Here is a 24,487-nt window from a genome sequence, read left to right on the forward strand (position 1 = left end):
GCGAGTTTCACTCAAGCCTGCGTCAGCGCGTCAGCTTCTTGTAGGCGAGACGCGTCGGCCGGTCGGCCGCATCGCCCAGGCGGCGGCGCTTGTCTTCCTCGTAAGCCTCGAAATTGCCTTCGAACCACTCGACGTGGCTGTTGCCTTCGAACGCCAGGATATGCGTCGCCAGGCGGTCGAGGAAGAAACGGTCATGCGAGATGACCACGGCGCAGCCGGCGAAGTTCTCGATCGCGTCTTCCAGAGCGCGCAGGGTTTCCACGTCGAGGTCGTTGGTCGGTTCGTCCAGCAGCAGGACGTTGCCGCCTTCCTTCAGCATCTTGGCCATGTGGACGCGGTTGCGTTCGCCGCCCGACAGTTTGCCGACGTTCTTCTGCTGGTCCTGCCCCTTGAAGTTGAAGGCGCCGACATAGGCACGCGTGCTCATGTCGTGGCCGTTGACCTTCATGTAGTCGAGACCGTCGGAGATTTCCTCCCAGACATTGTTGCTCGGCGTCAGGTCGTCGCGGCTCTGGTCGACATAGCCCAGGTGCACGGTGTCGCCGATCTTGATCGAGCCGCTGTCGGGTTCTTCCTGACCGGTGATGATCTTGAACAAGGTCGACTTGCCGGCGCCGTTCGGGCCGATGATGCCGACGATGCCGCCCGGCGGTAGCGTGAAGCTGAGGTCTTCGAACAGCAGCTTGTCGCCGAAGCTCTTCGAGATGCCGTGCGCCTCGATCACCTGGCTGCCGAGGCGTTCGGGCACCTGGATGACGATCTGCGCCTTGCCCGGCCTACGATCCGCCTGGGCCTCCTGCAATTGTTCGAACTTGCGAAGGCGCGCCTTCGATTTCGTCTGGCGACCCTTCGGGTTCTGGCGGATCCACTCCAGCTCCTCGTTGAGAGCCTTCTGGCGACCGGAATCCTCGCGCTCTTCCTGCGCCAGGCGCTTGGCCTTCTTGTCGAGATAGGTCGAGTAATTCCCCTCGTAGGGGTAGTACGACCCGCGATCGAGTTCCAGGATCCAGCCCACGACATTGTCGAGGAAGTAGCGGTCATGGGTAATCATCAGGACCGCGCCCGCATATTCCTTCAGGTGGTTTTCCAGCCAGGTGACGGATTCCGCGTCGAGGTGGTTGGTCGGTTCGTCCAGCAGCAGGATGCCAGGCTTCTGGATCAGCAGGCGGGTCAGGGCGACGCGGCGTTTCTCACCACCCGAAAGATTGCTGACATCGGCGTCGGACGGCGGGCAGCGTAAAGCCTCCATCGCGATCTCCAGCTGGTTGTCGAGCGTCCAGCCATCGACGGCGTCGATCTCTTCCTGCAGCGTGCCCATTTCGGTCATCAGGTCGTCGAAATCGTCGCGGTCCGGATCGCCCATCAGGCCCGTGATCTCGTTGAAGCGATCGACCTTGTCGGCGATGTCGCGCGCACCGTCTTTGACGTTTTCGAGCACCGTCTTGCTCTCGTCGAGCTGCGGTTCCTGCGGCAGGTAGCCCACGGTGATGTTCTCGCCCGGCCATGCTTCCCCGGCGAAATCGGTATCGATACCCGCCATGATCTTCATCAGGGTCGACTTGCCCGCACCGTTGGGGCCGACGATGCCGATCTTCGCACCCTGATAGAATTGCAGGTTGATATCCTTCAGCACCGGCTTCGGGGCACCGGGGAAAGTCTTGGTCATGTTCTTCATGACATAGGCGTATTGCGCGGCCATCGGGGTCGTCCTTCAGATCGGTCGTATGCGAATGGAATGTGTGGCGCCCAGATAGGCGCGCGGGCCCCCTTGGGCAAGCTGGACTTGGGAAGCGCGCGCCCCTAGCTATGCCGGCCATGAAAAAGACCATGCTCGCGCTCGCCGCCCTGCCGCTTCTCGCCACGACCACGCCCGCTCACGCGGACGACCGCCTGACCGGCGATGCCTTGGCCGCCGCAGCGGACCGGGCGCTGACGGACGATACGCTGGCCTGGGATTTCGTCGAAGGGATCACGACCGAAGTCGGTCCGCGGCAGGCAGGGACCGAGGCGGAGAAGCGCGGGCGCGACTGGGCCGTCGCCTGGCTGCGTGCCAACGGCTTCGCCAACGTTGCCGATGAACCGTTCCAGATGGAAACATGGGTTCCGGGCGAGCTGCACCGCGCGGAAATCGTCAGCCCGTTCCCGCAGCCCCTGGTGATCCAGCCCCTTGGCGGCAGCGCATCGACCGGGCCGGACGGCATCGTGGCAGAAGTCGTCGAGTTCGAGAACGTTGCCGCATTGGCTGCGGCCCCCCAGGGAAGCCTGCAGGGCAAGATCGCCTACATCTCGCATTCCATGACGCCGACGCAGGACGGGTCGCAATACGGCTTTGCCGGCCCGGCGCGGTGGATCGGTGCCGGTCTTGCCAAGAGCAAGGGCGCGATTGCCACGGTCATCAAGTCCGTGGGGACCGACTATCATCGCAACCCCCATGTCGGGGGCACGACCTTCCGCAATCCGGACGGATCGAGCGATGTCGGCCGTGCGGTGCCGACGCCAGCCGGTGCACTCAGCCTGCCCGACGCTGCCAATCTGGAACGCATGTTCGACCGCGCAAACGGGCGCCCCATCACGATGAAGCTGACCCTGACGCCGCGTAATCTCGGCACGACGACCAGCGGCAATGTGGTGGGCGAGATCGTGGGCCGCGATCCCTCGCTTCCGCCGGTCCTTGTCGCCTGTCATATCGACAGCTGGTGGAACGCGCCCGGCGCCTTCGACGACGGGGCAGGCTGCGGCATCGTTGCGGCGGCCGCGCGTAATGTGGGCGAGGCGGGCCAGCCCCTACGCACCATCCGGGTCCTGATGGCCGGGGCCGAGGAAGTCGGCCTGTTCGGCAGTGTCGCCTATAGCAAGGCGCATATCGACGAGAAAATCGGTGTCGGGCTGGAAAGCGATTTCGGGGCCGACCGCATCTGGCGTTTCGAAAGCAATTTCCGGGACACCAATCCCGACCTGCACGCCCGGCTCGCGGCCTCCATCGCCCGCTTCGGTGTTGCGGACAGCACGATCAGGGCGAGCGGCGGCGCGGACATCAATATCAGCCGCGACCAGGGTGGGGCGATCATCGACCTGCAGCAAGATGGAACGCGCTATTTCGACCTGCATCACACGCCGGACGATACGCTGGACAAGATCGATCCCGTCCAACTGCGCCAGAACGTCGCGGTCTGGACGCAGGTCGTCGGCATCCTCGCCAACGAAGCGGAACCGATCGAGGGCGCGCCGAAAATCGACTGATTCCCCTCGGGAAAGCGCCGATACTTCAACCGGGTTTTAACCATTGCGGCCTATCCCTGCGGCGAGAGGGGGTAGACCACGTGCAGCAACAAATCATGGGGCTGATAAATCCGGCGATTGCGCTGGTGTTTGCCTCGCTTTTCCTGTTGCTCTGGATGCGCGACAAGTCGCGCCGTCACGTGGCGTTCTTCGCTGGCGGCTATGCCATGCTTGCAGGCGGCTTCCTGACCTTTCATTTCGTGTCCGACCCGTCTGCGCGTTTGCCGATCCTGCTGATGCATGTGTTCTATTCCACATCGTGCAGCCTACTGGCAGCCGGGGCGGCCCGCAGGGTCGGGCAGCATATGGAGCCCGCCTATTTCGTTATCATCGGCGTTATCAGCTCGATCCTGATGATCGCGTCCACCTATGGGCTCGACCAGAACCCGCGGCTGTATGTCGCAAACTCGGCTTATGGCCTGATCTTCATCCTCGGTGCGCATGCAATGGGCCTCGCCGCGCGGCGGGACTTGGTGGACCGGGCGATTTTCTGGCTCTTTGCATTTATTGCAGCGCAGTTTTTCATCCGGCCGGCCGCGACCTTCATTCTCGAGGAAACGATTACCGCGCAGGAATACAGGGATTCGGTCTATTATGCGGTCATGGTCATCGCGGTGGCCGTTTTCTCGCTTATCCTGGCGCTTACCCTGCTTGCGTCGACCATCCTGGACCAGCTCGACCTGGAGCGGAAGACTGCGGATACCGACTTGCTGACCGGCCTGCAAAGCCGCCGTGCCTTCGAACAGGATGCGCTTGCCATGCTCGCCCGATCAAAGTCGCGGGACAAGCCGGTGGCGCTGATCGTGGCGGACCTCGACCATTTCAAGAAGGTCAACGATATCTGGGGACACCAGGTGGGGGACAACGCCATCGCCGTGTTCGGCCAGTTGATCCGTTCGACAATCCGCGAAACGGATATTGCAGGACGCGTCGGGGGTGAGGAGTTCTGCATCGCGGTCTGGAATTGCAGCGGAAGCGCTGCGGCCCGGCTGGCGGAGCGCATCCGCATCGCCCTGACGCGTGCAGAGATCGACGGACTGCCGGACGATATCCACCTGACAGCCAGTTTCGGCGTCGCGGCGTTCAGCGGCGACGATGGTTATGGCCGATTGTTCGGCCAGGCCGATGCTGCCCTCTACAAGGCGAAGGACGCAGGTCGGAATACGGTCCAGCATGACGGGGAGGGCGAGCCCGAACTCGATACCCTGCCGGTCAAGCGTCCGTTTCAGGGGTCTGCATCGATCCGGGCAGCCGCCTGACCTCAGGTTTTCGCGCACTCGCCGAAGCTGGCAGCCATCTGCCCGGGCATCAGAACCACCTGCAACGCGGCTCTCAGGCCGAGGAAGAGCGTGAAGCTGAACCATAGCCCCGCATTGCCCCAGCCCCACGTCATCCAGAGGGAAACGGCGAAGACCAGCGCAGCTCCCACCATTGTTACGAGCAGGGCGCGGGTCCAGCTGGCGCCTACGTAAACGCCATCGAAGACGAACCCGGCGACGCCTGCGAAGGGGATGATGGCGAGCCACCAGCCGCTTTGCTGCGCGATATCCCGTACCCGGTCGGTCGCTGCAAAACTGGCGAGGATCGGATCGGCCAGCAGAAGAAATCCGAGCGAGACCACTGCCGCCGCGGCGAATCCGCGAAGCAGGATCGCCTTGATGTATCTCTTGAACCCCTCCCGGTCCCGGGCTCCCATGCGCTCGCCATTGAGGACCTGCGCTGCATTCTCGAAACCGTCCAGAAGCAGCGCGGTCAAGACGAAGAGCTGATACAGGATGCCGTTGGCAGCCAGCATCGCCGGGCCGCGTTCCGCGCTGAGCCGGGTCAGGGCGGCAAGGGCAATCATCAGAATGACCGTGCGCAGGAAGAGGTCGCGATTTGTGCTCAGGAAAGGCGCAAGCGTGCGCCAGCTTATGGATGCGCCCGTCGCGGCAATCGTGCGGAAATGCGCGAGGACCGGGCCGCGAAACACGAATGCAGTCACTGCGGCAAGCTTCACGTATTCTGCGATGAAGCTGGACCATCCGATGCCCTCTATTCCCATGTCCAGCCGCAGGACGAACAGCAGGCCCAGCGCGATGTTCAGGGCATTGTACGCCACCTCGAACAGCAGCACGGCCGTCATCTGGCGGCGTCCGACGAGGAAGCCGATCAGCGCCAGGTTCGCCATGACCGCAGGCGCGGTCCAGTAACGGATATCGGCATAGATGCGCGCCGCTTCCAGCACGTCTGCCCGGGCACCGAGCGCGGCGAGGAGGGCAGGCAGGATCACCGGTTTGAACAGCAGCAGCAGCCCGGCAATCACCAGACCGACGAACAGTCCGCGAACCAGCATGGCCACCTGCGCTTCCTCACCGGCGCGCGTTCCTTCTTGCGCGACAAGGCCGGTCGTCCCGGTCTTGAGGAAGTTCATGACCGTGAAGAGTACGGCGAACAGGCGTGCGCCGATATCGACCGCGCCTTGCGTTGCGGCATCTTCCAGCCTTCCTACGATCCACATGTCGCCGATGCCGATCAGCGCGGTGGCGACATTGGTCACCATGGCCGGAAGAGCGATCGCCCATATGGCGCGGTTATCGATCAGGGCAGGGGAAGAATTGCGGCTCACAAGGGCAGCGGTAAACGCCTGCGGCGTCGACGCAACCCGACTTGCATACAGGCCGCGACGTTGGTGGGGACCGGTGACTGGCGGAAGTGGTCGGGGAGACAGGATTCGAACCTGCGACCCTCTGTTCCCAAAACAGATGCGCTACCAGGCTGCGCCACTCCCCGACATCTTCCGCCGTCCGTCCCGGTCGATCTGGCCAGCCGATCTGGCCGGTCGATCTGGGCTCTGGTGGGCCCGGCAGGACTCGAACCCGCGACCTAGCCGTTATGAGCGGCCAGCTCTAACCAACTGAGCTACAGGCCCCTACCAGGACAAGGGAGGCGCGTCGGTAAGGGCGCGCCTCCGGTTTGCGCCGCCTAGCGATGCTTAGGCCGCGCTGCAAGCAGTCTCTCGTCCTGTCATGCGTCGTGCGCATTTTCCAGAGAGACCATTTCCATGATCTCGGCGACCGTCGTGTTCTGCACGCCGCGCTGGCCGAGATAGGCATAGACCTCGCGGAACCAGTCGTAGAGCGAGTCGACACTGCGTTCGCTGGTCACATAGGGCGTGTGGCCCGGGGCAAGCGAGGGGCTATGGAAAGACAGCACCAGAAGAGGGAGATCGTCGTCGAGCGCCATGTCGATCCCGCGCAACGCTTCTTCGGTCGATACCCCTTCCGGGGTGAGCGGGATCTTTTCGAGCAGGCCCAGACGCGATGCCATGCCGCCCAGAAAGGGGATGGAGCCGAGCAAGGGCTCCAGCATCGCGCCCTGTTTCCGGAGCAGGCCCCAATACACCGTCGTCAGTGGCAATTCGAGAATGCGGCGATCGCCGCCGATCCAGTACGGACGCAAAGGATGGCGGCTGTAATCCGCACCGCCATCCGCGCGGTAGTCGAAATTGGACCGGACCGATGTATCCACGGCCACGCCCTGCTCGGCCAGCAACGCGGCAGTTTGCGGGCCAAGCCCGTATCGCCCGGCACGGTAAACCAAGGGCGTAACGCCGAAATTCTGCTCGATCGCCTCGCGCAGCCGGATGAATTTACGCCGCTCCAGCTGCGGCGATAGATTGCCGGCATAGCTGTTGTGCTGGTTCACTTCCTCGTCGTGCGGAGGATTGACCCATGGGTGCAATTGTATGCCGATCTCTGCCTTGCCGCGACGGGCGGCATCTCCGAGGACTTCCCGGGCCATGGGCGAATGTGCAATCGGCCAATCGACCAGGTAAACCGGGCTGACACCCAGATTTTCGCTGAATTCCTGGAAAGAGCGCAAGTGGCGCACATGCTCCAGCCCGTGTTCGGTCGCGCTGAAGGGCTTACCCCAGTCGAACTCTTCTTCCGTGTCCACCGTTAGCAGCACCCGCCGGCCGAAACCGTTGGCGAACCGTGCCATGCCAGCAGCGGGAGGCGGGTCCAGCATGTTCGTCACGCGATTTCCGATCCGCGCCGGATTGATCGATAGACGGGCAGACGGGCGGCGCTACCCACTTGCCCCTTGTGCGCTGCCGGAATCGCTAGGTTCGGCGCGCGGCGCGGTCAAGCGGGGCAGGGTAAGGATAATTCGCGCGTCCACCCTTGCAAGGTCGCCGCCTGCGGCGCGGGCCTCGGCCCTGGCGAGCCTCAGCGCGATCCCCTGGCCGAAGGCCCCGGCGCTGGCGGCCCCGGGCGTGCCGGTTCGTCCGGCTGCAAAGATATCGTCCAGCTTTGCCATGGACGCAGGCAAGGCCAGCTCCATCCAGCTGTGATGCCTGTCGCCGACCAGCGTTACCTGCGATGTCTCGCCCGGTGTCAGGCCGGCAGCCAACGATGCGAGGATGCGCCAGATGATCCCTTCCAAATCGTCGCGTGTCAGGGCGACATCGATGGTTTCCGGCAGGTCCAGCTGGAACCCGGCTCCGCGCGGCTCCAGGATCGCCCCCAGCCGCTGGCTGACCGCCGCGACCACACCCGACTGGTCCGCCGCCCCGCTTTCCAGTTCCATCGCGCCGGTTTCGAGTTTTGCCAGCCGGTCGAGTTCGTCGAAGCCCGCCAGCATGCGTGCGCTGTCGCCTGCAATGGCTGCCGCGAGGGCGCGATATTCGTGGGGCACGGGCCCGAACAATTTTTGCTGGATCAGCTCGGCAAAGCCCTGGATCGCGTTGACCGGGGTGCGAAGCTCGTGGAGCATCTGCCGCACATGGTTGTTCGCATCTGCAGCCTCGTCCGATGCTTGCTGGCCGTCCGCTACGACGCGACGCATACGGCCTGCATGACCGATGAAACGGCCCTCGTCAGTTGTGAATTGCGGCGCGGAATCGCACAGCCATTCACCGGTAATGATCGGCGCCCCGTCAAGCGTCGCAGTCGCCCTACGAAGCGGGCGGTGCTGAAGGAATACCTTCCGGTCGGACGTACCCAGCATGGGGGCAATCGCCATGTGCATCAGGGAGGGGGCAACCTGCGGATCGGCCCAGTCGATGCGTCCCACGGCGTCGGTGGTAAATGCGAAGCCCAGAACAGCGGGCTCGCCGAAATTGGCCTCGTCACCCAGCGGCAGGGTGGGGGCACCGATACCCGGCTGTGCGGTTGCGAGCGGGGCGGCGCCCTGTTTGCGCGTCCGCTCCTTCTGGAATGCCTCGATCCGCTCGACAAGCGTGCCGATCGATGTGCCGCTGCGCCGCTTCGGTGTTTCGCTTTCGCCGGTTTCCTGATGCTCCAGTGCGTCGTTCGCTGGCCGCGGCATGACAAGGCGAGGAGGCTTGCGTCTACTGCCGGGGCGCGGGGCCGTTTTTTCACTGTCCGATACCGCTGCGGAGCTCTCGGGCTCTTCTTCCTGCGAAGAATCGGCCTCGGGAACCGGCAATCCGCGATCGCTTATGCCGAGCCGGTCGAGCAGCCGCATGGCCGCAGGTGGCAGATCGTTGCGCAAGCGAAGGAACCCGCGAGCGCGGATCGGCAAGCGGGGGATCAACGCTTCCCAGTCGTCCTCCCGAAGCTGCGCAGTGGCGAGCGCTGCGGCCGCAACGGCAGGTTCGTCCTCTGCAAAATGGGCTGCCAGTTCGGGGCTGTGGAAACGAAGCCCCGGATCGCGGATCATCGTCGCCCGCGCCTCTGCCGGGATCGTTTCGCCGAGAGCCGCCAACCGGAGCCATGCGGCCGCGCGCAGGCTTTCGTCGGACCCCCGCTGCCGACGCCCCAACAGGTCCAGCAATTGCCGGAACTGGGTCTGCTTCGCACGATCGCCCGCTGCGCGGTGGCGCAGCACTGTGGCAAGGCGATCATCGAACAGCATATTCGGGAAATTCTCCGGAAAAATCAGTGAGCCACTTCGGGCCCAATGGCACGGCTGGAACCCCTACCAGCAAAGGAGGCTTTCGTGCCGCAAATGGCAGGCGCGTTGCAAAGCGGGACAATTGCTGGCAGAAAAAATAATCTTGTTGAAGAGTGCCGGATTCCGGTGTTTCGTTTCGCGGAACTAGCGGAAAATTGGCCTAGGGTGCAGGTCCGCGCAGCGGGCAAACAGGGCAGGGAAAATTCAATGGCGAATCTCGATGATATCGACATGCGCTTGCTTGCAGAATTGCAGGACGAGGGCCGGATCACGAATGTCGAACTGGCGCAGCGCGTCGGCCTGACGGCGCCGCCATGTCTTCGCCGTGTGCGCGCACTGGAAGAGGGCGGGGTGATACGCGGCTATCATGCCGAGCTCGATCCATCGCGGCTCGGTTTCGCACTCACCGTCTTCGCCATGGTCAGCCTGAAGAGCCAAGCCGAAGGCGACCTGCGCGAATTCGAGCAGGCGATGCACGCCCTGCCGGAAGTTCGCGAAGTTCATATGCTCAATGGCGAGATCGATTTCATCCTGAAGATCGTGAGCAACGACCTGCAGAGTTTTCAGGAATTCCTGACCAGCAAGCTGACGCCGGCACCCAATGTCGCCAGCGTCAAAACGTCCCTGACAATCCGTACCAGCAAGCTGGAGCCGGGTGTGCCTCTCGGCTGATCAGGCTTGGGAATCGCGCTTAATCCGAGCGCGTTTCCAGCCATTCTTCCAGCCACTTGATCGAGTAGTCGCCTGCCAGCACATCGTCCTGCCTGATCAGTTCCTGATGCAGCGGGATCGAGGTCTTCACGCCTTCGACGACCATTTCTTCCAGCGCCCTACGCAGCCGCATGATGCATTTCTCACGGCTGCGACCATAGACGATCAGCTTGGCGATCATCGAGTCGTAGTAAGGCGGGATGCGATACCCGGCATAGAGGCCGCTATCGACGCGCACATGCATTCCGCCGGCTGCGTGATACGCCGTCACTTCACCCGGTGAGGGGGCGAAGGTGAAGGGATCTTCGGCATTGATGCGGCATTCGATCGCATGGCCGCTGAAGGTGACTTCCGACTGGGTCACGGAAAGAGGCTTGCCGGCCGCGATACGGATCTGTTCGCGCACAAGGTCGATCCCCGTGATCATCTCAGTCACCGGATGCTCGACCTGCAGGCGCGTGTTCATTTCGATGAAGTAGAACTCGCCGTCTTCCCACAGGAATTCGATCGTACCTGCCCCGCGATAGCCCATGTCGGACATCGCCTTGGAACAGATCTCACCCATCCGGTGACGGTCCTCGCTCGAAAGAACCGGGGAGGGTGCCTCTTCCAGAACTTTCTGGTGGCGCCGCTGCAACGAACAGTCGCGTTCGCCAAGATGGATGGCTTTCCCTTCACCATCGCCGAAAACCTGGAATTCGATGTGGCGCGGATTGCCGAGATATTTCTCGATATAGACAGTGGCATCGCCGAATGCCGATTTCGCCTCGCTCCCGGCCTGTTTCATGAGCGTTTCGAGCGTGTCTTCGCTCTCGCACACCTTCATTCCGCGCCCGCCGCCGCCGCTGGCGGCCTTGATGATGACAGGATAGCCGATTTCGTCCGCGATCCGACGTGCGTCCTCGATGTCCGATACCGCACCGTCGCTGCCGGGAACCAGCGGCAGGCCGAGCGCGCCCGCGGTACGCTTCGCCTCTACCTTGTCGCCCATCGTGCGGATGTGCTCGGGCTTCGGCCCGATCCATTTGATGTCGTGCGCTTCCACGATTTCCGCGAATTTCGCATTCTCGGACAGGAAGCCGTAGCCGGGATGGATCGCATCGCACTGCGCGACTTCGGCAGCGGAAATGATCGCAGCGACATTGAGGTAGCTGTCGGTCGCAGGCGGCGGCCCGATGCAGACGGCATGGTTTGCCAGCCGGACATGCATGGCGTCGGCATCGGCAGTGGAATGCACGGCGACCGTCTCGATGCCCATTTCTTGTGCGGCGCGGTGGATGCGCAGCGCAATCTCGCCGCGATTGGCAATCAGGATGCGGGTAATTGGCACGCGAAACCGCCTTACGAGATGACGACGAGCGGCTGGCCGAATTCGACCGGCTGCGCGTTGTCGACGAGGATTTTCGACACTGTACCTGCACGATCGGCAGCGATCGGGTTCATGACCTTCATCGCCTCCACGATCAGGATGGTGTCGCCTTCCTTCACGGCATCGCCCACCCTCACGAAAGGCGCAGCGCCGGGCTCTGCAGCCAGGTATGCGGTGCCGACCATGGGGGAGGTCATCGCATCGGCATCGGCAGCGGCGCTGTCGTCGGCGGCAACGGGCGCGGCTGCTGAAGAGGCGGCCGGCGCAGCGGCTGGAGCGGCTGCCGCGACCGGTGCCGGTGCAGCGGCGGCAGGGGCAGCGGTCATCTGCCGCGCAACCCGGACCTTGCGGTCGCCGTCTTCCACCTCGATCTCTGTCAGGCCCGTGTCGCCCAGCATTTCCGCCAGTTCGCGAACGAGCTTCGTGTCGACATTCATTCCGGACTTACGCCCTGCATTTGCCTTGCTTTCGGCCATTGTTTTCCCGTTATTTGCCAGACCGCGACCTATGGGCAGGTGCGCGCTCTCTGGCAAGGGGGCAGAGCCATCCCACTCTGCAAACGCGGCGGTCTCAGAGCCGCGATGCGCGTTTCAACCCTTCGGTGTAGGAGCCCGGTCCCATGCCCTGGACCGTATCGACGCAGGCTTCGCCGATATAGGAAACGTGGCGGAAATCCTCGCGCGTGCGGGGATCGGACAGGTGAATTTCGATGACCGGCACAGCGATCGCCTTGGCCGCGTCGAGCAGGGCGATGGAGGTGTGCGTATAGGCTGCGGCGTTTACGAGCACAGCCTTCGCCCCGGCCGCCTGCGCCTCGTGAAGCCAGTCGACGAGGTCGCCTTCATGGTTGCTCTGGCGAAAGACGATTTCGAAGCCGAGCACATCGGCCAACTCTAGGCATTGCGCCTCGATCTCCGCCAGGGTGGTCGACCCGTAAATCTCCGGCTCGCGCGTGCCGAGAAGGTTGAGGTTGGGGCCGTTGAGGATGAAAACCGTGCTGCTCATGCTCGTCCGCATAGGGCGTCACGCGGGCGGCTGCCAAATATCTTGTCGCGAAAAAGTGCCCCGCCCGGTTAGGGGCGGGCGGGGCAAAGTCCAGCTTGGGTCGCTGGCTCGCCTATGATCCGGAGATTGCTGCCTGCACATGTCCCATATGGGACATCAGGCATCGACGCCTTTCACCTTTCCCCATTGCCGCGCCGCGGTGTAGCCGAGATAACCGGTACCGAAGAGCGCGAAGAGCGGTTCGGGAAGCCCGCCGAGATAGGCGTTCATGCCATCCGCGATCGCACGGGCCGTGTCCGGGCTGAAAGCGGCCAGCACGCCCATGGGCAGGGCGGCAAGGATGATGGCGTACATTACATAGAGAAAGCTCGGCCGCGCCCGGCTGGTCCATGGATCGCGGGATTGTGCCTCGGCGACGATGGCCGACAGCCGGGCCTCGATCGCCTTCAGTTCGTGGCTGCCTTCGAGTTTGAGCAGTTCCAGCTTCGCTTTCGCCCGGGCTTCCTTGTCCGGGATGATGCGGTCGATGATGCTGGCGATCGGGCCGATGAGCGATTCGATGAGTGGCATGGGTCGTCTCCGGGAAAATGGAAACGCACCACGTAACCATATGGGTTCGTGTAGGACAGGCTTTTCTGAGGCGACGATCCGCCGCCCGCGGGCGGGCGGGTTCGGAATGTTTGTCGTGGAAGAGGGGAAACCACTGGTCGGGACGACTGGATTCGAACCAGCGACCCCTACACCCCCAGTATAGTGCGCTACCAGACTGCGCCACGTCCCGATCAGTGGAAGCCGCGCCTATAGTGTCGGGTTACGGCAGAGGCAAGCGCAGTTCTTGGCCGTCCGGCATTCGGATGCCGCCGGGCAGGGTAGCGGGAGGCTATCACGGTGCCGCTGAGGGCGTGTATTCCCGCTAATCCTATTCATTGCCCCGCCATCGCAATGTTGCTAGGCGCTGCGCCTTGATACGCGGAACGGGCTGCAAGCACCCGTCCGGCGATACAAACCAGTTGTTTCGAACCGAACCAGGTACCGGATTTCTCATGCTCGATATTCTTACTGCCGCGGCCAGCGCCGAAGCGCCGCCCGCCTGGGTCCAGTTCCTGCCGCTCGTCGGCATGGGCCTCATCTTCTGGTTCCTGATCATTCGTCCGCAGATGAAGCGGCAGAAGGAACACCAGGAAAAGGTCGCCGGCATCAAGAAAGGCGACAAGGTCGTGACCGCAGGCGGTCTGGTGGGCAAGGTCGTCAAGGTGGACGACGACTATGCCGAGCTCGACCTTGGCGGCGGAACGCGCGTGAAGGCCGTGAAGGCAACGATCGGCGACGTGATCCCGCCAGCCGGTGCGAAACCGGCCAACGACTGATCGGGACAAGGCGACAATGCTCGAATTTCCGCGCTGGAAAAAGGTCTGGCTCTGGGGCCTGACACTGGTGGCCTGCCTCGCGGCGCTGCCTTCCCTGCTGTCCTCGACCAGCATCGGCTGGCCAGAGGCGCTGCCCGATCCCACCGTCAATCTTGGTCTCGACCTCGCAGGCGGTAGCCATATTCTCCTAGAGGCCGAGCCTGACCAGGTTGCAGCGCAGCGGCTGGAAAACATGGAAGAGGGCGTTCGCAGCGCCCTGCGCGACGCAGAACCGCGCATCCGCATCGGCGACGTCTCGACCGGGGACGGGCAGCTCTCCTTCATGCTGGAAGATTCGGGCGAGATCGACCGCACCCGCGAATTGCTGACCCCGCTGATGAACGGCGAGGGTCTGGTTCAGGAATGGGAATTGAGCGTCGTCGATTCCTCACGCGTGGTCTTCACCCAGACCGAAGCCGGTCTGGAAACCGCCATTACGCAGGCGATGGACAGCGCCACCGAGGTCGTCCGCAAGCGTATTGACGAACTGGGAACGCGCGAGCCGACGATCATCCGCCAGGGCGACACCCGGATCGTGGTCCAGGTGCCGGGCCTGCAGGATCCGGACCAACTCAAGGACCTGCTGGGCCAGACCGCCCAGCTCGAGTTCAAGCTGGTCGACCAGTCCGCCCTGCCGAGCGATGTCCAGCAGGGCATTGCGTCCCCGGGCAGCCAGATCTTCCCCTATGCGGCAGGGACGCCATTCGAAGGGCAGTCCATCGCGGTGCGTCGACTCGGCGGGATCCAGGGCGACAACCTGATCAACGCGCAGGCCGGTGTCGACCAGCAGAACCAGCAGGACGTGGTGAACATCACCTTCGATCAGCAGGGCGGCCAGCGGTTCGCGCAGTTGACGACGCAGAACGTGAACAAGCCGTTCGCCATCATCCTCGATGGCGAGGTTCTCTCTGCCCCGAACATCAACGAACCGATCCTGGGCGGTAGCGCGCAGATTTCGGGCAGCTTCACCGCGGAAACGGCAAACCAGCTGGCGATCTCGCTTCGCTCTGGCGCCCTGCCTGTCGATCTCGCCGTGGTCGAGGAACGCACGGTCGGCCCCGATCTCGGCGCGGACTCCATCCGCCGAGGCCTGATCGCGATGTCGCTGGGATCGCTGCTGGTGGTGGGACTGATGATCGCGACTTATGGCCGCTTCGGTATCTATGCGACGGCAGCTCTGGTGCTGAACGTGCTGATGATCCTCGGCATCATGGCGGTCCTCAACACCACGCTGACCTTGCCGGGGATCGCGGGCTTCGTCCTGACGATCGGCGCGGCGGTCGATGCCAACGTGCTGATCAACGAACGCATCCGGGAGGAACGTCGCCGGGGGCGGCGTGTCGTCGCCGCGGTCGAGACCGGGTACAAGGAAGCGAGCCGGGCGATTTACGACGCCAACGTCACCAACTTCATTGCCGGCGTGCTGCTGTTCCTCTTCGGCAGCGGTCCGATCCGCGGTTTTGCCGTGGTTCTGATCATCGGCCTGTTCACGTCCGTCTTCACCGCCGTCGTGCTGACCCGCATGTGGGTCGCGGGATGGCTTCGGGCCAAGCGCCCGTCAGAGCTGCATATTTAGGGAGCGCGGCCGATGAAACTTCTCAAACTCGTTCCCGACGACACCAATATCCGCTTCCTGAAATGGCGGATTCCCTTCTACGTTGTCAGCCTCCTGCTGATCGCGGCGAGCTGGGGCCTGGTTATGACCAAGGGCCTGAATTACGGCGTCGATTTCGCCGGCGGGCAGGAAATCCGCGCGACCTTCGTCGGCGAGGCCGAGGCCCCGATCCCGGAAATCCGCCAGTCGCTGGTCGCGATCGATGAAATCGGCGATCCGGTGGTGCAGCGCTTCGGCGCGCCGAACGAAGTCTCGATCCGTGTGAAATTGCCGCCGGAGGCCGAGGGCGACAAGGAATTCGCCGACCGTCTGACCCGTGAAATCACCGACACGCTGAGCGAGGACCATCCCAATGTCCGCGTTGACGGCGTCGATTCCGTTTCCGGCAAGGTTTCGGGAGAATTCCGCTCTGCAGCGATATGGGCCCTGCTTGCGGCGATGGTCGCCATCGCGATCTATATCTGGATCCGTTTCGAATGGCAGTTCGGTGTGGGCGCCTTGTTCGCGCTGGCGCACGACGTCTCCCTGACGCTGGGGATGTTCGCCCTGTTCCAGATGGAGTTCAGCCTCCAGATCATCGCCGCGATCCTGGCGATCATCGGCTACTCGCTGAACGACACCATCGTCGTCTACGACCGCATCCGCGAGAACCTGAAGAAGTTCCGCAAGATGCCGATGGCGGAACTGCTCGACCTCTCGGTGAACGAGACGCTCGCACGGACTGTCATGACTTCGCTGACCCTGCTCGTGGCCTTGCTGCCGCTGCTGTTTTACGGGCCCGCCAGCCTGTTCGGCCTGGTTGCGGCTATCGTCCTCGGCCTGTTCGTGGGCACTTACAGCTCGGTCTACATGGCAGCACCGATCCTGATCTGGCTCGGTGTGTCGAGCGACAGCTTCATCCCCCGCGAAACCGAGGCGGACAGGCAGGAAAAGGTCGCGCGCGGCGAAACCGCCTGACGGGCTGGCCGGGACGCGTTCAGACGCTCCCGGCCGCGCCTTCGCGCTCCGCAAGCAGGCGATCGAAATATTCGCCCAACATGCGCCCATTGACGCGCCAGTCGAAACGGTCCGCCATGGCTGCGGTCCCCTGACGATCCGCGGGACGGTCCAGAACCTGCCGCACGCCCGAGGCGATCGATGCTGCGTCGCGCTCGACAATCGTTCCGGCGGCGGGATCGGTCACGACTTCGCGGGCCCCGCCTGCATCGGTAATCACGATCGGTGTGCCGCACGCCAGCGCCTCGACCCATGCATTCGCCAGACCCTCGCTGGCTGAGGGCAAGACCATCACGTCGGCGGCGGACAGGACGAGAGGCAGCATCTTGTGGTCCAGCAGGCCGAGGAAATGCACCCGGTCGGCCAGGCCGCCTTCCGTCGCCAGCGCTTTCAGTGCGGCCTCGTCCTCGCCTTTGCCGACCAGCAGCAACCGTGCACCGGGCAGGTCTCTCAGAGCCTCTATGACGAGCGCCTGTCCCTTGCGCTCGATCAGCGCGCCGACTGTCGCCAGGATCGGAGCGTCGCCTTGCAGGTCCACGCCGAGCTCGCTCGCCAGCCGTTCCCGCAGCTTTGTATGGTTGAGTGGCCGGAACAGGTCACGGTCGAGGCCCGTGTAATGGATCGTGGTCTTCCCTGACGGGAGGCAGATCGCGGCCATGTCCTGCGCCAGAGCCTCGCAAACCGACAGCAGCCCGGCAGCGTCATCGGCGGCTTCGCGCATAATCCGGTTGGCGTAGGATTTCGCGCCCCAGTAATGAATATCGGCGCCGCGTGCCTTGATCGAGAAGGGCAGTCGCAGCTCCTTCGCGATGTCCGCGGCGGCCGGTCCGTCCGGGTAGAAGAACTGCGCATCGACCATATCGAACGGCGCCTCCGCATGCAGCTTGCGGACCAGCGGTAGGATGCTGCGCGCGATCAGGCGCGGATTTATCCGTCCCCCCAGCTTGGGCAGGAGCGGGAAGGTGGGCCTGTGAACCATCACCCCGTGCTCCGTCCCGCCCCGGGCAGCATCGCCAAGCTCGCTGTAATGACCGAAGCGGATCGGCGGCAGGCCGATCGGGTTGATGACCGTCACATCCCACTGTGTCTCGCGCTGCAGTGCCTCGAGAGAACGGGCGACAAAGGTTCCGAAGCGGGGGCGGGCCGCGTTGGGATACAGCGTCGAAATCGAGAGGACACGTTTCACGCGCTGCAATCCTACAGACGGCGGATGAGCATTTCGCACACGGCGATCCACGCCGGTGCGTCCACGACCTGCTGCTTCGCGCCCATTTTCGGCGGGAGCAGTCCGATCATGGAACCCTGACGGTCGATCAACCGGCCGAAGGCGAACCGGCCGCCGGGGCGCGGCACGAGAACGTCACGGTTTACCGCCGTGCCCGCATCCTGCAGGTCGATCTGCCGCAGCCAGACTTGGTCGCCCGCGAGATACGGACCGCAGGCCGCCTCGACGTTCAGAACGACGAGCTGCCCCTCGCCCGCCAGATCGGCGGGAAGGATAGCATCGAGCGGGGTCGGCAGCGCCTCCGGACCGGTCGGGGTGAGGGAAGCGACGACTTGCGGATGTGCGTTGCCGTCGGACCGGACGAGCGTTTCCGGGTCGACCTCCAGCGCAGCGGCGATCCGCTCCATCCAGGCGAGCGACAGGTTGCGCATGCCCGTTTCGAGCCGTCCTATGGTTTGCGCCGTGGTCTTCGGATCGCAGGCTTCCGCCAATTCGGCCAACGTCATGCCGCGGTCCTTGCGAATGGCCCTGATGCGATTGATCACCTGTCTCTCCCTGCTGCCGAGAAAACACTTTCCTACAAGTGTGGAGGTTTGGCAACGCTGATTTTCCCAAATCGGTTAATTGAGCAGGAGTGAAGTATGCGGCGCGAATTGGTCGAACGCGAACTTACGTCCGAAGGCCCCGTCCGCGGGTCGTCCGGCCGTGGCAAACGGCGAACGGTGACAGTGAATGCCGCCGAATCCCCCCTGGCATGGCTTCATTCGCGGGGGCACATAGATGATCGCCTGTTCGATGCAGGCGAGCGACTGCGCAGCGATTACGAGCGCGCCCAGCTCGGGCCCAATGTCACCATGCGATGGGACCCGGTTCGGGTGAAGGGCGGAGACGCCGGTCTGACAGCGACAGAACGGCAGATCGCGGCCAAGGACCGCTTCGACGGCGCTCTGGCGCAGGCGGGTAGGGGCCTCACGGACATTCTGTGGCGCGTGGTCTGTGGCGGTGAAAGCCTGGTCGTGGCGGAGAAGGCGCTCGCGTGGCCGAGCCGGTCGGGCAAGCTCGTTCTCAAGCTGGCTCTGGACCGGGTGGCCGATTATTACCGCATTACCTGAGCGATCCGTAAGCGCAGTTCGGGCAGGACCTCGGCCTCGAACCAGGGATGGTCGCGCATGAACAGCGTGCTTCGCCACGCAGGGTGGGGCAGCGGCATCACCGAGGGCAGGAAATCGTGGAACGCTGCAACGCGTTCCACCAGCGTCTGGCGCCGCGTTTCGGGCAGGTAGCGCGCCTGGGCATAGGTTCCAACGAGCAATGTCAGCCGCTCTTTCGGAAGCTCTGCAAGCACCCGATCGTGCCACAGCGGCGCACATTCCGGACGAGGCGGCTTGTCACCGCCGGAAGCCTTGCCGGGGTAGCAGAATCCCATCGGCACCAGGGCGACCTGGGCGGGGTCGTACATTTGGTCCTTCGACAGGCCGGTCCATTCCCTGAGACGGTCGCCGCTGCGGTCGTCCCACGGAATGCCGCTTTCGTGGACCTTCGATCCCGGGGCCTGTCCGATGATCAGCAGCCTCGCGGTAGAAGAGAAGGATACGACGGGCCGAACGCCATGCGGCAGGCTGGAAGCGCAGACCTTGCAGGCGGCAATCTCCGCCTGCAGCGTCATGTGCCTTCGACCCTTTCGGCGAGTTCCAGCCAGCGTTCCTCGGCCGTGTCCTTTTCCGTTCGCGCGTTCTCCAGACCCTTGGAGATATTGGCGAATTTCTGCGGGTCGGTGTTGAACAAGTCGGGGTCCGACAGGATCTGTTCGCCGCGCGCGATGGCTGCCTCCAGTTCCTCGATACGGGCGGGTAGAAGGTCGTAGTCGCGCTGCTCCTTGAAGCTCAACTTGCCCGGTCGCGGGGTCGAAGCGCTTGTGGGGGCAGAAGCGGGAGCGGCTTTCGAGGAAGTCGCTGTTTCTTTCGGCGCTCGCGGCTTGCCCACGGTGCGGGTCTGCCGCTTGCGTTCCCAGTCTTCGTATCCGCCGGCTACGATGTCGACCGATCCGCTACCGTCCAGGCCCAGTGTAACCGTGACCGTCTTGTCCAGGAAATCGCGGTCATGGCTGACGATGAGGACGGTGCCTTCGTAATCCGCGATCACTTCCTGCAGCAGGTCGAGCGTTTCGAGGTCGAGATCGTTGGTCGGCTCGTCGAGCACCAGCAGGTTGGACTTGCGGGCGAATTCGCGGGCCAGCAGCAGGCGCGATTTCTCGCCGCCGGACAGGATGCCGACCTTGGTATCGACGATGCCCGGATCGAAAAGGAAGTCCTTCAGGTGCGCCTGCACGTGCTTGCGATTGCCTTGCACGTCGATCCAGTCCCCGCCTTCGGCCAGTACGTCGCGCACCGTCTTGTCCGGTTCCATCAGGCTGCGCTGCTGGTCGATCATGACGCCCGTCAGCTTGTTGCTGATGTCGACCGTTCCGCTGTCCGGCTCCAGCTCGCCTGTCAGCATCTTGAGCAAGGTCGTCTTGCCGGCGCCGTTCGACCCGACAATCCCGATCCGGTCACCGCGCTGGATGCGCAGGGAAAACGGCTTGATGACCTGCCGCCCGTCATAGCTCTTGGCGATCTTGTCCGCGACGATCACGGACTTGCTCCTGAAGTCTTCCTCGACCGCCAGTTTAAGCTTGGCCGAACCGGACGTGTCAATCATCGCCGCACGTGTGGCGCGCATCTTGTAGAGCGCTTCCAGCCGGCCCTGGTTGCGCTTGCGCCGGGCGGTGACGCCGCGCTCCAGCCAATGGGCTTCCAGCTTCAGCTTGGCGTCGAGCTTTTCCGCCGCGCGGGCCTCTTCGGCATAGACCTGTTCCTCCCACGCCTCGTACCCGCCAAAACCGACATCCTTGCGTCGGATCGTCCCGCGATCGAGCCACAAGGTCGCATTGGTCAGCCTTTTCAAAAAGGTACGGTCATGGCTGATGACGACGAATGCGCCGCGATACCGCTCCAGCCAGCCTTCCAGCCACTCGATCGCGCTGAGATCGAGATGGTTGGTCGGTTCGTCCATCAGCAGAAGGTCGGGATCCTGTGCCAGGGCACGGGCAATCGCGGCCCGGCGCCGTTCACCCCCGCTGGCCCCCTCCGCCAGGCGGTCCATGTCGATCCCCAATTGTCCGGCGATCGCTTCGACCTCGTAGCGCTCCGGCGGGTTTTCCCCACCAAGCGCGAAATCCATCAGCGTTTCGTAGCCGGTGACGTCCGGATCCTGCTCCAGCGTCACGATCCGCGTTCCCAGCTTGACCTTGCGCTGTCCGCGATCCGCTTCGATCCGGTCGTCGATCAGGCGGAACAACGTCGTCTTGCCTGCACCATTGCGGCCGATCAGCGCCAACCGGTCGCGCGGCCCGATATGCAGGTCGATATCCTCGCGGTCCGGTCCGCCAAGCAGCCAGCGACCGCCCTGCTGGAGACCGAGACCTTCCCAGGATAGAATTGGAGGTTGTGCCATAGCCGCGCGAGGTAGGCTTTGCGCGTCGCAGGAACAAGGCGTTCATGCTGGCGTAAACGGTTACAAGACACTCTTTTCGCCCACGACACGGAGTCCTTCATGACACATCTTCGCAAATATGCCGCAGCTCTCGCCGTATCCTCGGCCACCCTGGCCGCGCTGCCCGCCGCTGCTGCCGAGGTCCAGATCGCAGCCACGAACCCCGTGGTCGAACTGAGCGTTTACGAGGAAGTCGAGGTCGAGCCCGACACAGTGACCATCAGTGCCGGGGTGGTCACCGATGCCCCGACCGCGGTCGAAGCGATGCGGCGCAATTCCGAACAGATGGCCCGCGTGATCGAGGAAATCGAGGCGCAAGGAATTGCCGAACGCGACATCCAGACGACCGGCATCAGCCTGAATGCGCGGTACGACTACAACCAGCGCGAGCAGCGCCAGATATTCCAGGGCTACCGGGCGGCAAACCGTGTCAGCGTCAAATTCCGCGATGTGGCGCGTGTGGGCCCGATCCTCGATACGCTGGTTGCGGCCGGCGCTAATGACCTGTCGGGTCCCACTTTCAGCAAGGAAGACGATAGCGAAGCCAAGGCGCAGGCGCGCAGCCGGGCGCTGGAGACCGGCCGGGCGATGGCCATGGCCTATGCTCGCACGGCCGGATATTCGGGGGTCCGCATCCTGCAGATTTCCGAGAGCGTCCAGAAAAATGGACCAAGGCCGCAAAGCGATGCCATCATCGTCACTGCCTCGCGCAGTGAAGGCGCTCCCGTGCCGGTCCGACCGGGCGTGATCGGAACCGGGGTCAACGTATCGATCACTTACGAAATGACGGGCGGTCCGGGCGCCTGAGGCGCAGCGGCGTGACGGAAGCCGGCATTCAGAAACCGTTCAATGCTGCGAGTTTAGGGATATCGGCATCATGAAAACCATGCTGATATCCCTCGCTGCAGCCGCTCTGGCCGTTACCGGCCTTGCTGGTCCCGCCGACGCGCAGCAGCGCAAGCCGCATGACGAGGCACGCAAGGAAATGCGGGCCGGAAACGTTCTCTCCCTGCGCGAGATCGAGCGGCGCGTCCTGCCGACCATGCGCGGGGCGGAATACCTTGGCCCGGCTTACGATTCGACGGCCGTCGCCTATCGGCTGAAATTCATCCGTGATGGCAAGGTGACCTTCGTCGATGTCGATGCGCGGACAGGTCGGGTCCTTCGGCGGTCGCGCTAAGACCGGGCCGCGCAGCCTGCTACCGTACAAGAATTGGCAGGAAACCGGCGTACGCATTGACGCGTTATGACCATTCGCGCCACAAGGCGCGCAAATGTGAAGGGGGCCGGATCGAGCCATGCGTATTTTAATTGTCGAGGACGAACCCACGCTGGGCCAGCAGCTGAAGAGCACGCTGGAGCAGAATGGTTATGCCGTCGATCTGTCCACCGACGGGGAAGACGGGCATTTCCTCGGATCGACCGAGAATTACGACGCCGTAATCCTCGATCTCGGCCTGCCGGAAATCGACGGACTGACCGTGCTGGGGATGTGGCGCAAGGAAGGCCGGGAATTCCCGGTCCTGGTGCTGACCGCGCGCGACAGCTGGTCCGACAAGGTCGCAGGCCTGGACGCTGGCGCGGACGACTATCTGGCAAAGCCGTTCCAGACGGAAGAACTGATCGCTCGCCTTCGTGCGCTCATCCGCCGTGCCTCCGGCAATACTTCCAGCGAACTGACGGCCGGCGATGTCCGGCTGGACACGCGCAGCGGCCGCGTCACCCTGAAGGGGGAACCGGTCAAGCTGACGGCGCAGGAATACAAGCTGTTGAGCTACCTGATGCACCACAAGGGGAAGGTCGTCAGCCGCACCGAACTGATCGAGCATATCTACGATCAGGATTTCGACCGCGATTCCAACACGATCGAAGTCTTCGTCACCCGCATCCGCAAGAAGCTGGGTGCGGAAGTCATCACCACGATCCGTGGCCTCGGTTACAGCCTCGACGACCCCGCCGACGCGCCCCGGGCCTGACGCCGCCGCGGACGCTGCCGACGGCAGCTTCGCGGCAGGCGGCCCGGCAGCCTCGGGAAGCGGGACGGGTGCGTCCGGCGACGATGTAACGCAAGGTCCGCCTCATACTGGCAGTCTTGCCCGCCGGATGATGTTGATCTCCGCCGGCTGGGTGGCCGTGCTGCTGCTCAGCGGCGGATTTGCCCTCGACCGTACGCTCGTCAACCTGGTGGAGCGCAATTTCGACGAGCAACTCGAATACGTTCAGACGGCCCTGATAGCGTCGTCGGAAATCGGCCCGGACGGGGAGGTCCTGCTGTACAGGCCGCTGGGCGACCAGCGTTTCCTGGAACCCAATAGCGGTGTCTACTGGCAAATCAGCGGGCAGGGACATGACGACTGGCCCAGCCGGTCGCTATGGGACCGGACGCTGGACGTGCGCAGCCAGAGCCCGGGCGCAGAGCCGGAATTCTACGACAGCAACCAGTTCGCGGACGAACCGCTGCGTATGGTGGAACGTAGCGTCGTCCTGCCAGATAGCGACACGGAATGGACCTTCGTCGTCGCTTCGGCGCGCGAGGAGCTGGACGCGCAGATCGCCCGCATCCGCTCCATCCTGGTGTGGAGCTTTCTGGTACTGGCGATCGGCCTGATGATCCTGGCAGGATTGCAGAGCTATGTCGGGCTGCGACCGCTGAGGCGCGTGCGGGAGGCTATCCAGCGGATCCGGACGACGGGTACGAACCGTGTCACTGATCCGCTTCCATACGAGGTGCAGCCGCTGGTGCAGGAATTGAACGCCTTGCTGGCGCATTCCGAACGGCAGGCAGAAGAGGCACGGACCCATGCAGGCAATCTCGCCCACGCCTTGAAAACGCCGCTGACCGTCCTGACCAATGCTGCCACCGCCCGCGCTACCGACATCAACGAAACGGTGTTCCGCGAGACCCGCACGATGCAGCGGCACGTCGACCACCACCTTGCCCGGGCAAGGGCGGTCGGCAGGCGCGCTACGGGCCTCGCACGAACCTCGCTCAGCGACAGCGCGGAAGCCGTGCGCCGCGCGGTCGAGCGGCTTTATCCGGGCACACGGTTCGATATCGACGGCAAGCGCGACGTGCGCGTCGCCATCGAGCGGCAGGACCTCGATGAAATCCTGGGCAATCTGATCGAGAATGCAGCCAAATATGGCGGGGGGAGTGTTTTCGTCACTCTCGATGCCGAGAGGGATGATGGCGATCCCTCCATGTGTGTCATCTGGATCGAGGATGACGGAATGGGCATACCCGATGCAGAGCGGGACCGTATCTTCGACCGCGGGGCCCGCCTCGATACCGGGAAGCCGGGGACGGGCCTTGGCCTCGCCATCGTCCGCGATGTTGCGGAAATTTACGGCGGGACCGTCACGCTGGGCGAAAGCGAAGATCTGGGCGGGCTTCTGGTTCGGCTAGTTTTGCCGCGTGTAAGAGAGATTGCGGGATAGATTTCCCGGTC

Annotated in this window: 23 protein-coding genes and 3 tRNA genes; 11 read left to right on the plus strand and 15 right to left on the minus strand. The window is 63.7% G+C overall.

Annotated elements, in window-relative coordinates:
* Window positions 1–22 precede the first annotated feature (22 nt).
* Window positions 23–1,699 carry an energy-dependent translational throttle protein EttA gene (gene ettA / locus ACGHJ7_RS00125; protein WP_390473563.1) on the minus strand — a complete coding sequence of 559 codons (1,677 nt, stop codon included), beginning with the start codon at window positions 1,697–1,699 and terminating at the stop codon, window positions 23–25.
* 116 nt (window positions 1,700–1,815) lie between these two features.
* On the opposite strand from ettA, the gene ACGHJ7_RS00130 reads away from it, so the two are divergent.
* The gene (locus tag ACGHJ7_RS00130; protein WP_390473565.1) at window positions 1,816–3,240 is read left to right on the plus strand and encodes a M28 family peptidase; all 1,425 of its coding nucleotides are present in this window, start codon (window positions 1,816–1,818) and stop codon (window positions 3,238–3,240) included.
* Between the two features lie 80 nt (window positions 3,241–3,320).
* Window positions 3,321–4,538 (plus strand): diguanylate cyclase, encoded by a 1,218-nt coding sequence (locus tag ACGHJ7_RS00135; RefSeq protein WP_390473567.1) that lies wholly within the window; start codon window positions 3,321–3,323, stop codon window positions 4,536–4,538.
* Window positions 4,539–4,540: 2 nt separating this feature from the next.
* On the opposite strand, the gene ACGHJ7_RS00140 is transcribed toward ACGHJ7_RS00135, so the two are convergent.
* The 5 genes from ACGHJ7_RS00140 to ACGHJ7_RS00160 all read right to left on the minus strand — a co-directional run bounded on the left by ACGHJ7_RS00140 (window position 4,541) and on the right by ACGHJ7_RS00160 (window position 9,141).
* Window positions 4,541–5,887, minus strand: a complete 1,347-nt coding sequence (locus ACGHJ7_RS00140; RefSeq protein ID WP_390473568.1) for an MATE family efflux transporter — start codon at window positions 5,885–5,887, stop codon at window positions 4,541–4,543.
* A gap of 87 nt (window positions 5,888–5,974) precedes the next feature.
* A tRNA-Pro gene (locus ACGHJ7_RS00145) sits at window positions 5,975–6,051 on the minus strand.
* Window positions 6,052–6,113: 62 nt separating this feature from the next.
* Window positions 6,114–6,190: transfer RNA gene (locus ACGHJ7_RS00150), tRNA-Ile, on the minus strand.
* 95 nt (window positions 6,191–6,285) lie between these two features.
* On the minus strand, window positions 6,286–7,290 hold the full coding sequence (locus ACGHJ7_RS00155; RefSeq protein ID WP_390474083.1) for a polysaccharide deacetylase family protein: 1,005 nt from the start codon (window positions 7,288–7,290) through the stop codon (window positions 6,286–6,288).
* Window positions 7,291–7,350: 60 nt separating this feature from the next.
* Window positions 7,351–9,141, minus strand: a complete 1,791-nt coding sequence (locus ACGHJ7_RS00160; protein WP_390473569.1) for a histidine kinase dimerization/phospho-acceptor domain-containing protein — start codon at window positions 9,139–9,141, stop codon at window positions 7,351–7,353.
* A gap of 246 nt (window positions 9,142–9,387) precedes the next feature.
* Between ACGHJ7_RS00160 and ACGHJ7_RS00165 the strand changes: the two genes are divergently transcribed.
* Window positions 9,388–9,852: an Lrp/AsnC family transcriptional regulator gene (locus ACGHJ7_RS00165; RefSeq protein WP_390473571.1), complete on the plus strand. Its 465-nt coding sequence runs from the start codon at window positions 9,388–9,390 to the stop codon at window positions 9,850–9,852.
* A 19-nt stretch (window positions 9,853–9,871) separates the two neighbouring features.
* On the opposite strand, the gene accC is transcribed toward ACGHJ7_RS00165, so the two are convergent.
* From accC to ACGHJ7_RS00190, 5 genes are all read right to left on the minus strand, one after another.
* Entirely contained in the window at window positions 9,872–11,221 is a 1,350-nt protein-coding gene (gene accC / locus ACGHJ7_RS00170; RefSeq protein WP_390473573.1) for an acetyl-CoA carboxylase biotin carboxylase subunit, read from the minus strand.
* A gap of 11 nt (window positions 11,222–11,232) precedes the next feature.
* Window positions 11,233–11,736, minus strand: coding sequence for an acetyl-CoA carboxylase biotin carboxyl carrier protein (accB, locus tag ACGHJ7_RS00175; RefSeq protein WP_390473575.1), 504 nt, complete (start codon window positions 11,734–11,736; stop codon window positions 11,233–11,235).
* A 94-nt stretch (window positions 11,737–11,830) separates the two neighbouring features.
* A complete protein-coding gene (locus ACGHJ7_RS00180) occupies window positions 11,831–12,265 on the minus strand; it encodes a type II 3-dehydroquinate dehydratase (RefSeq protein WP_390473577.1) in 435 nt (144 codons plus the stop codon).
* 156 nt (window positions 12,266–12,421) lie between these two features.
* A complete protein-coding gene (locus ACGHJ7_RS00185) occupies window positions 12,422–12,835 on the minus strand; it encodes a holin family protein (protein ID WP_390473579.1) in 414 nt (137 codons plus the stop codon).
* A gap of 134 nt (window positions 12,836–12,969) precedes the next feature.
* Window positions 12,970–13,046 (minus strand) — tRNA-Pro (locus ACGHJ7_RS00190).
* Between the two features lie 262 nt (window positions 13,047–13,308).
* Between ACGHJ7_RS00190 and yajC the strand changes: the two genes are divergently transcribed.
* The 3 genes from yajC to secF are packed head-to-tail and all read left to right on the plus strand — an operon-like array spanning window position 13,309 to window position 16,243.
* A complete protein-coding gene (gene yajC / locus ACGHJ7_RS00195; RefSeq protein ID WP_390473581.1) occupies window positions 13,309–13,632 on the plus strand; it encodes a preprotein translocase subunit YajC in 324 nt (107 codons plus the stop codon).
* 16 nt (window positions 13,633–13,648) lie between these two features.
* A complete protein-coding gene (gene secD / locus ACGHJ7_RS00200) occupies window positions 13,649–15,247 on the plus strand; it encodes a protein translocase subunit SecD (protein WP_390473583.1) in 1,599 nt (532 codons plus the stop codon).
* A 12-nt stretch (window positions 15,248–15,259) separates the two neighbouring features.
* Entirely contained in the window at window positions 15,260–16,243 is a 984-nt protein-coding gene (gene secF / locus ACGHJ7_RS00205; protein ID WP_390473585.1) for a protein translocase subunit SecF, read from the plus strand.
* Between the two features lie 19 nt (window positions 16,244–16,262).
* On the opposite strand, the gene ACGHJ7_RS00210 is transcribed toward secF, so the two are convergent.
* Both ACGHJ7_RS00210 and ACGHJ7_RS00215 read right to left on the minus strand, forming a co-directional pair.
* Window positions 16,263–17,468 carry a glycosyltransferase gene (locus tag ACGHJ7_RS00210; RefSeq protein WP_390473587.1) on the minus strand — a complete coding sequence of 402 codons (1,206 nt, stop codon included), beginning with the start codon at window positions 17,466–17,468 and terminating at the stop codon, window positions 16,263–16,265.
* A gap of 11 nt (window positions 17,469–17,479) precedes the next feature.
* Window positions 17,480–18,052 (minus strand): helix-turn-helix domain-containing protein, encoded by a 573-nt coding sequence (locus ACGHJ7_RS00215; RefSeq protein ID WP_390473589.1) that lies wholly within the window; start codon window positions 18,050–18,052, stop codon window positions 17,480–17,482.
* Between the two features lie 96 nt (window positions 18,053–18,148).
* Here ACGHJ7_RS00215 and ACGHJ7_RS00220 point away from each other — a divergent pair, with 96 nt between their 5' ends.
* A complete protein-coding gene (locus ACGHJ7_RS00220) occupies window positions 18,149–18,619 on the plus strand; it encodes a DUF6456 domain-containing protein (protein ID WP_390473591.1) in 471 nt (156 codons plus the stop codon).
* On the opposite strand, the gene ACGHJ7_RS00225 is transcribed toward ACGHJ7_RS00220, so the two are convergent.
* Both ACGHJ7_RS00225 and ACGHJ7_RS00230 read right to left on the minus strand, forming a co-directional pair.
* Window positions 18,604–19,173 (minus strand): uracil-DNA glycosylase family protein, encoded by a 570-nt coding sequence (locus tag ACGHJ7_RS00225; protein ID WP_390473593.1) that lies wholly within the window; start codon window positions 19,171–19,173, stop codon window positions 18,604–18,606. The genes ACGHJ7_RS00220 and ACGHJ7_RS00225 overlap by 16 nt on opposite strands.
* Entirely contained in the window at window positions 19,170–20,999 is a 1,830-nt protein-coding gene (locus tag ACGHJ7_RS00230; RefSeq protein ID WP_390473595.1) for an ABC-F family ATP-binding cassette domain-containing protein, read from the minus strand. The genes ACGHJ7_RS00225 and ACGHJ7_RS00230 overlap by 4 nt, the downstream gene beginning before the upstream one ends.
* Window positions 21,000–21,098: 99 nt before the next feature.
* On the opposite strand from ACGHJ7_RS00230, the gene ACGHJ7_RS00235 reads away from it, so the two are divergent.
* From ACGHJ7_RS00235 to ACGHJ7_RS00250, 4 genes are all read left to right on the plus strand, one after another.
* A complete protein-coding gene (locus ACGHJ7_RS00235; protein WP_390473597.1) occupies window positions 21,099–21,845 on the plus strand; it encodes an SIMPL domain-containing protein in 747 nt (248 codons plus the stop codon).
* 70 nt (window positions 21,846–21,915) lie between these two features.
* On the plus strand, window positions 21,916–22,218 hold the full coding sequence (locus ACGHJ7_RS00240) for a PepSY domain-containing protein (protein WP_390473599.1): 303 nt from the start codon (window positions 21,916–21,918) through the stop codon (window positions 22,216–22,218).
* Between the two features lie 118 nt (window positions 22,219–22,336).
* Complete coding sequence (locus ACGHJ7_RS00245; protein ID WP_390473601.1) at window positions 22,337–23,014, plus strand: response regulator transcription factor; 678 nt, start codon at window positions 22,337–22,339, stop codon at window positions 23,012–23,014.
* Window positions 23,015–23,141: 127 nt separating this feature from the next.
* Window positions 23,142–24,476, plus strand: a complete 1,335-nt coding sequence (locus ACGHJ7_RS00250) for an ATP-binding protein (RefSeq protein WP_390473603.1) — start codon at window positions 23,142–23,144, stop codon at window positions 24,474–24,476.
* Window positions 24,477–24,487: the final 11 nt, after the last annotated feature.

This window comes from Altererythrobacter sp. MTPC7, assembly GCF_042851395.1.
Classification (GTDB): Bacteria; Pseudomonadota; Alphaproteobacteria; order Sphingomonadales; family Sphingomonadaceae; genus CAJXSN01.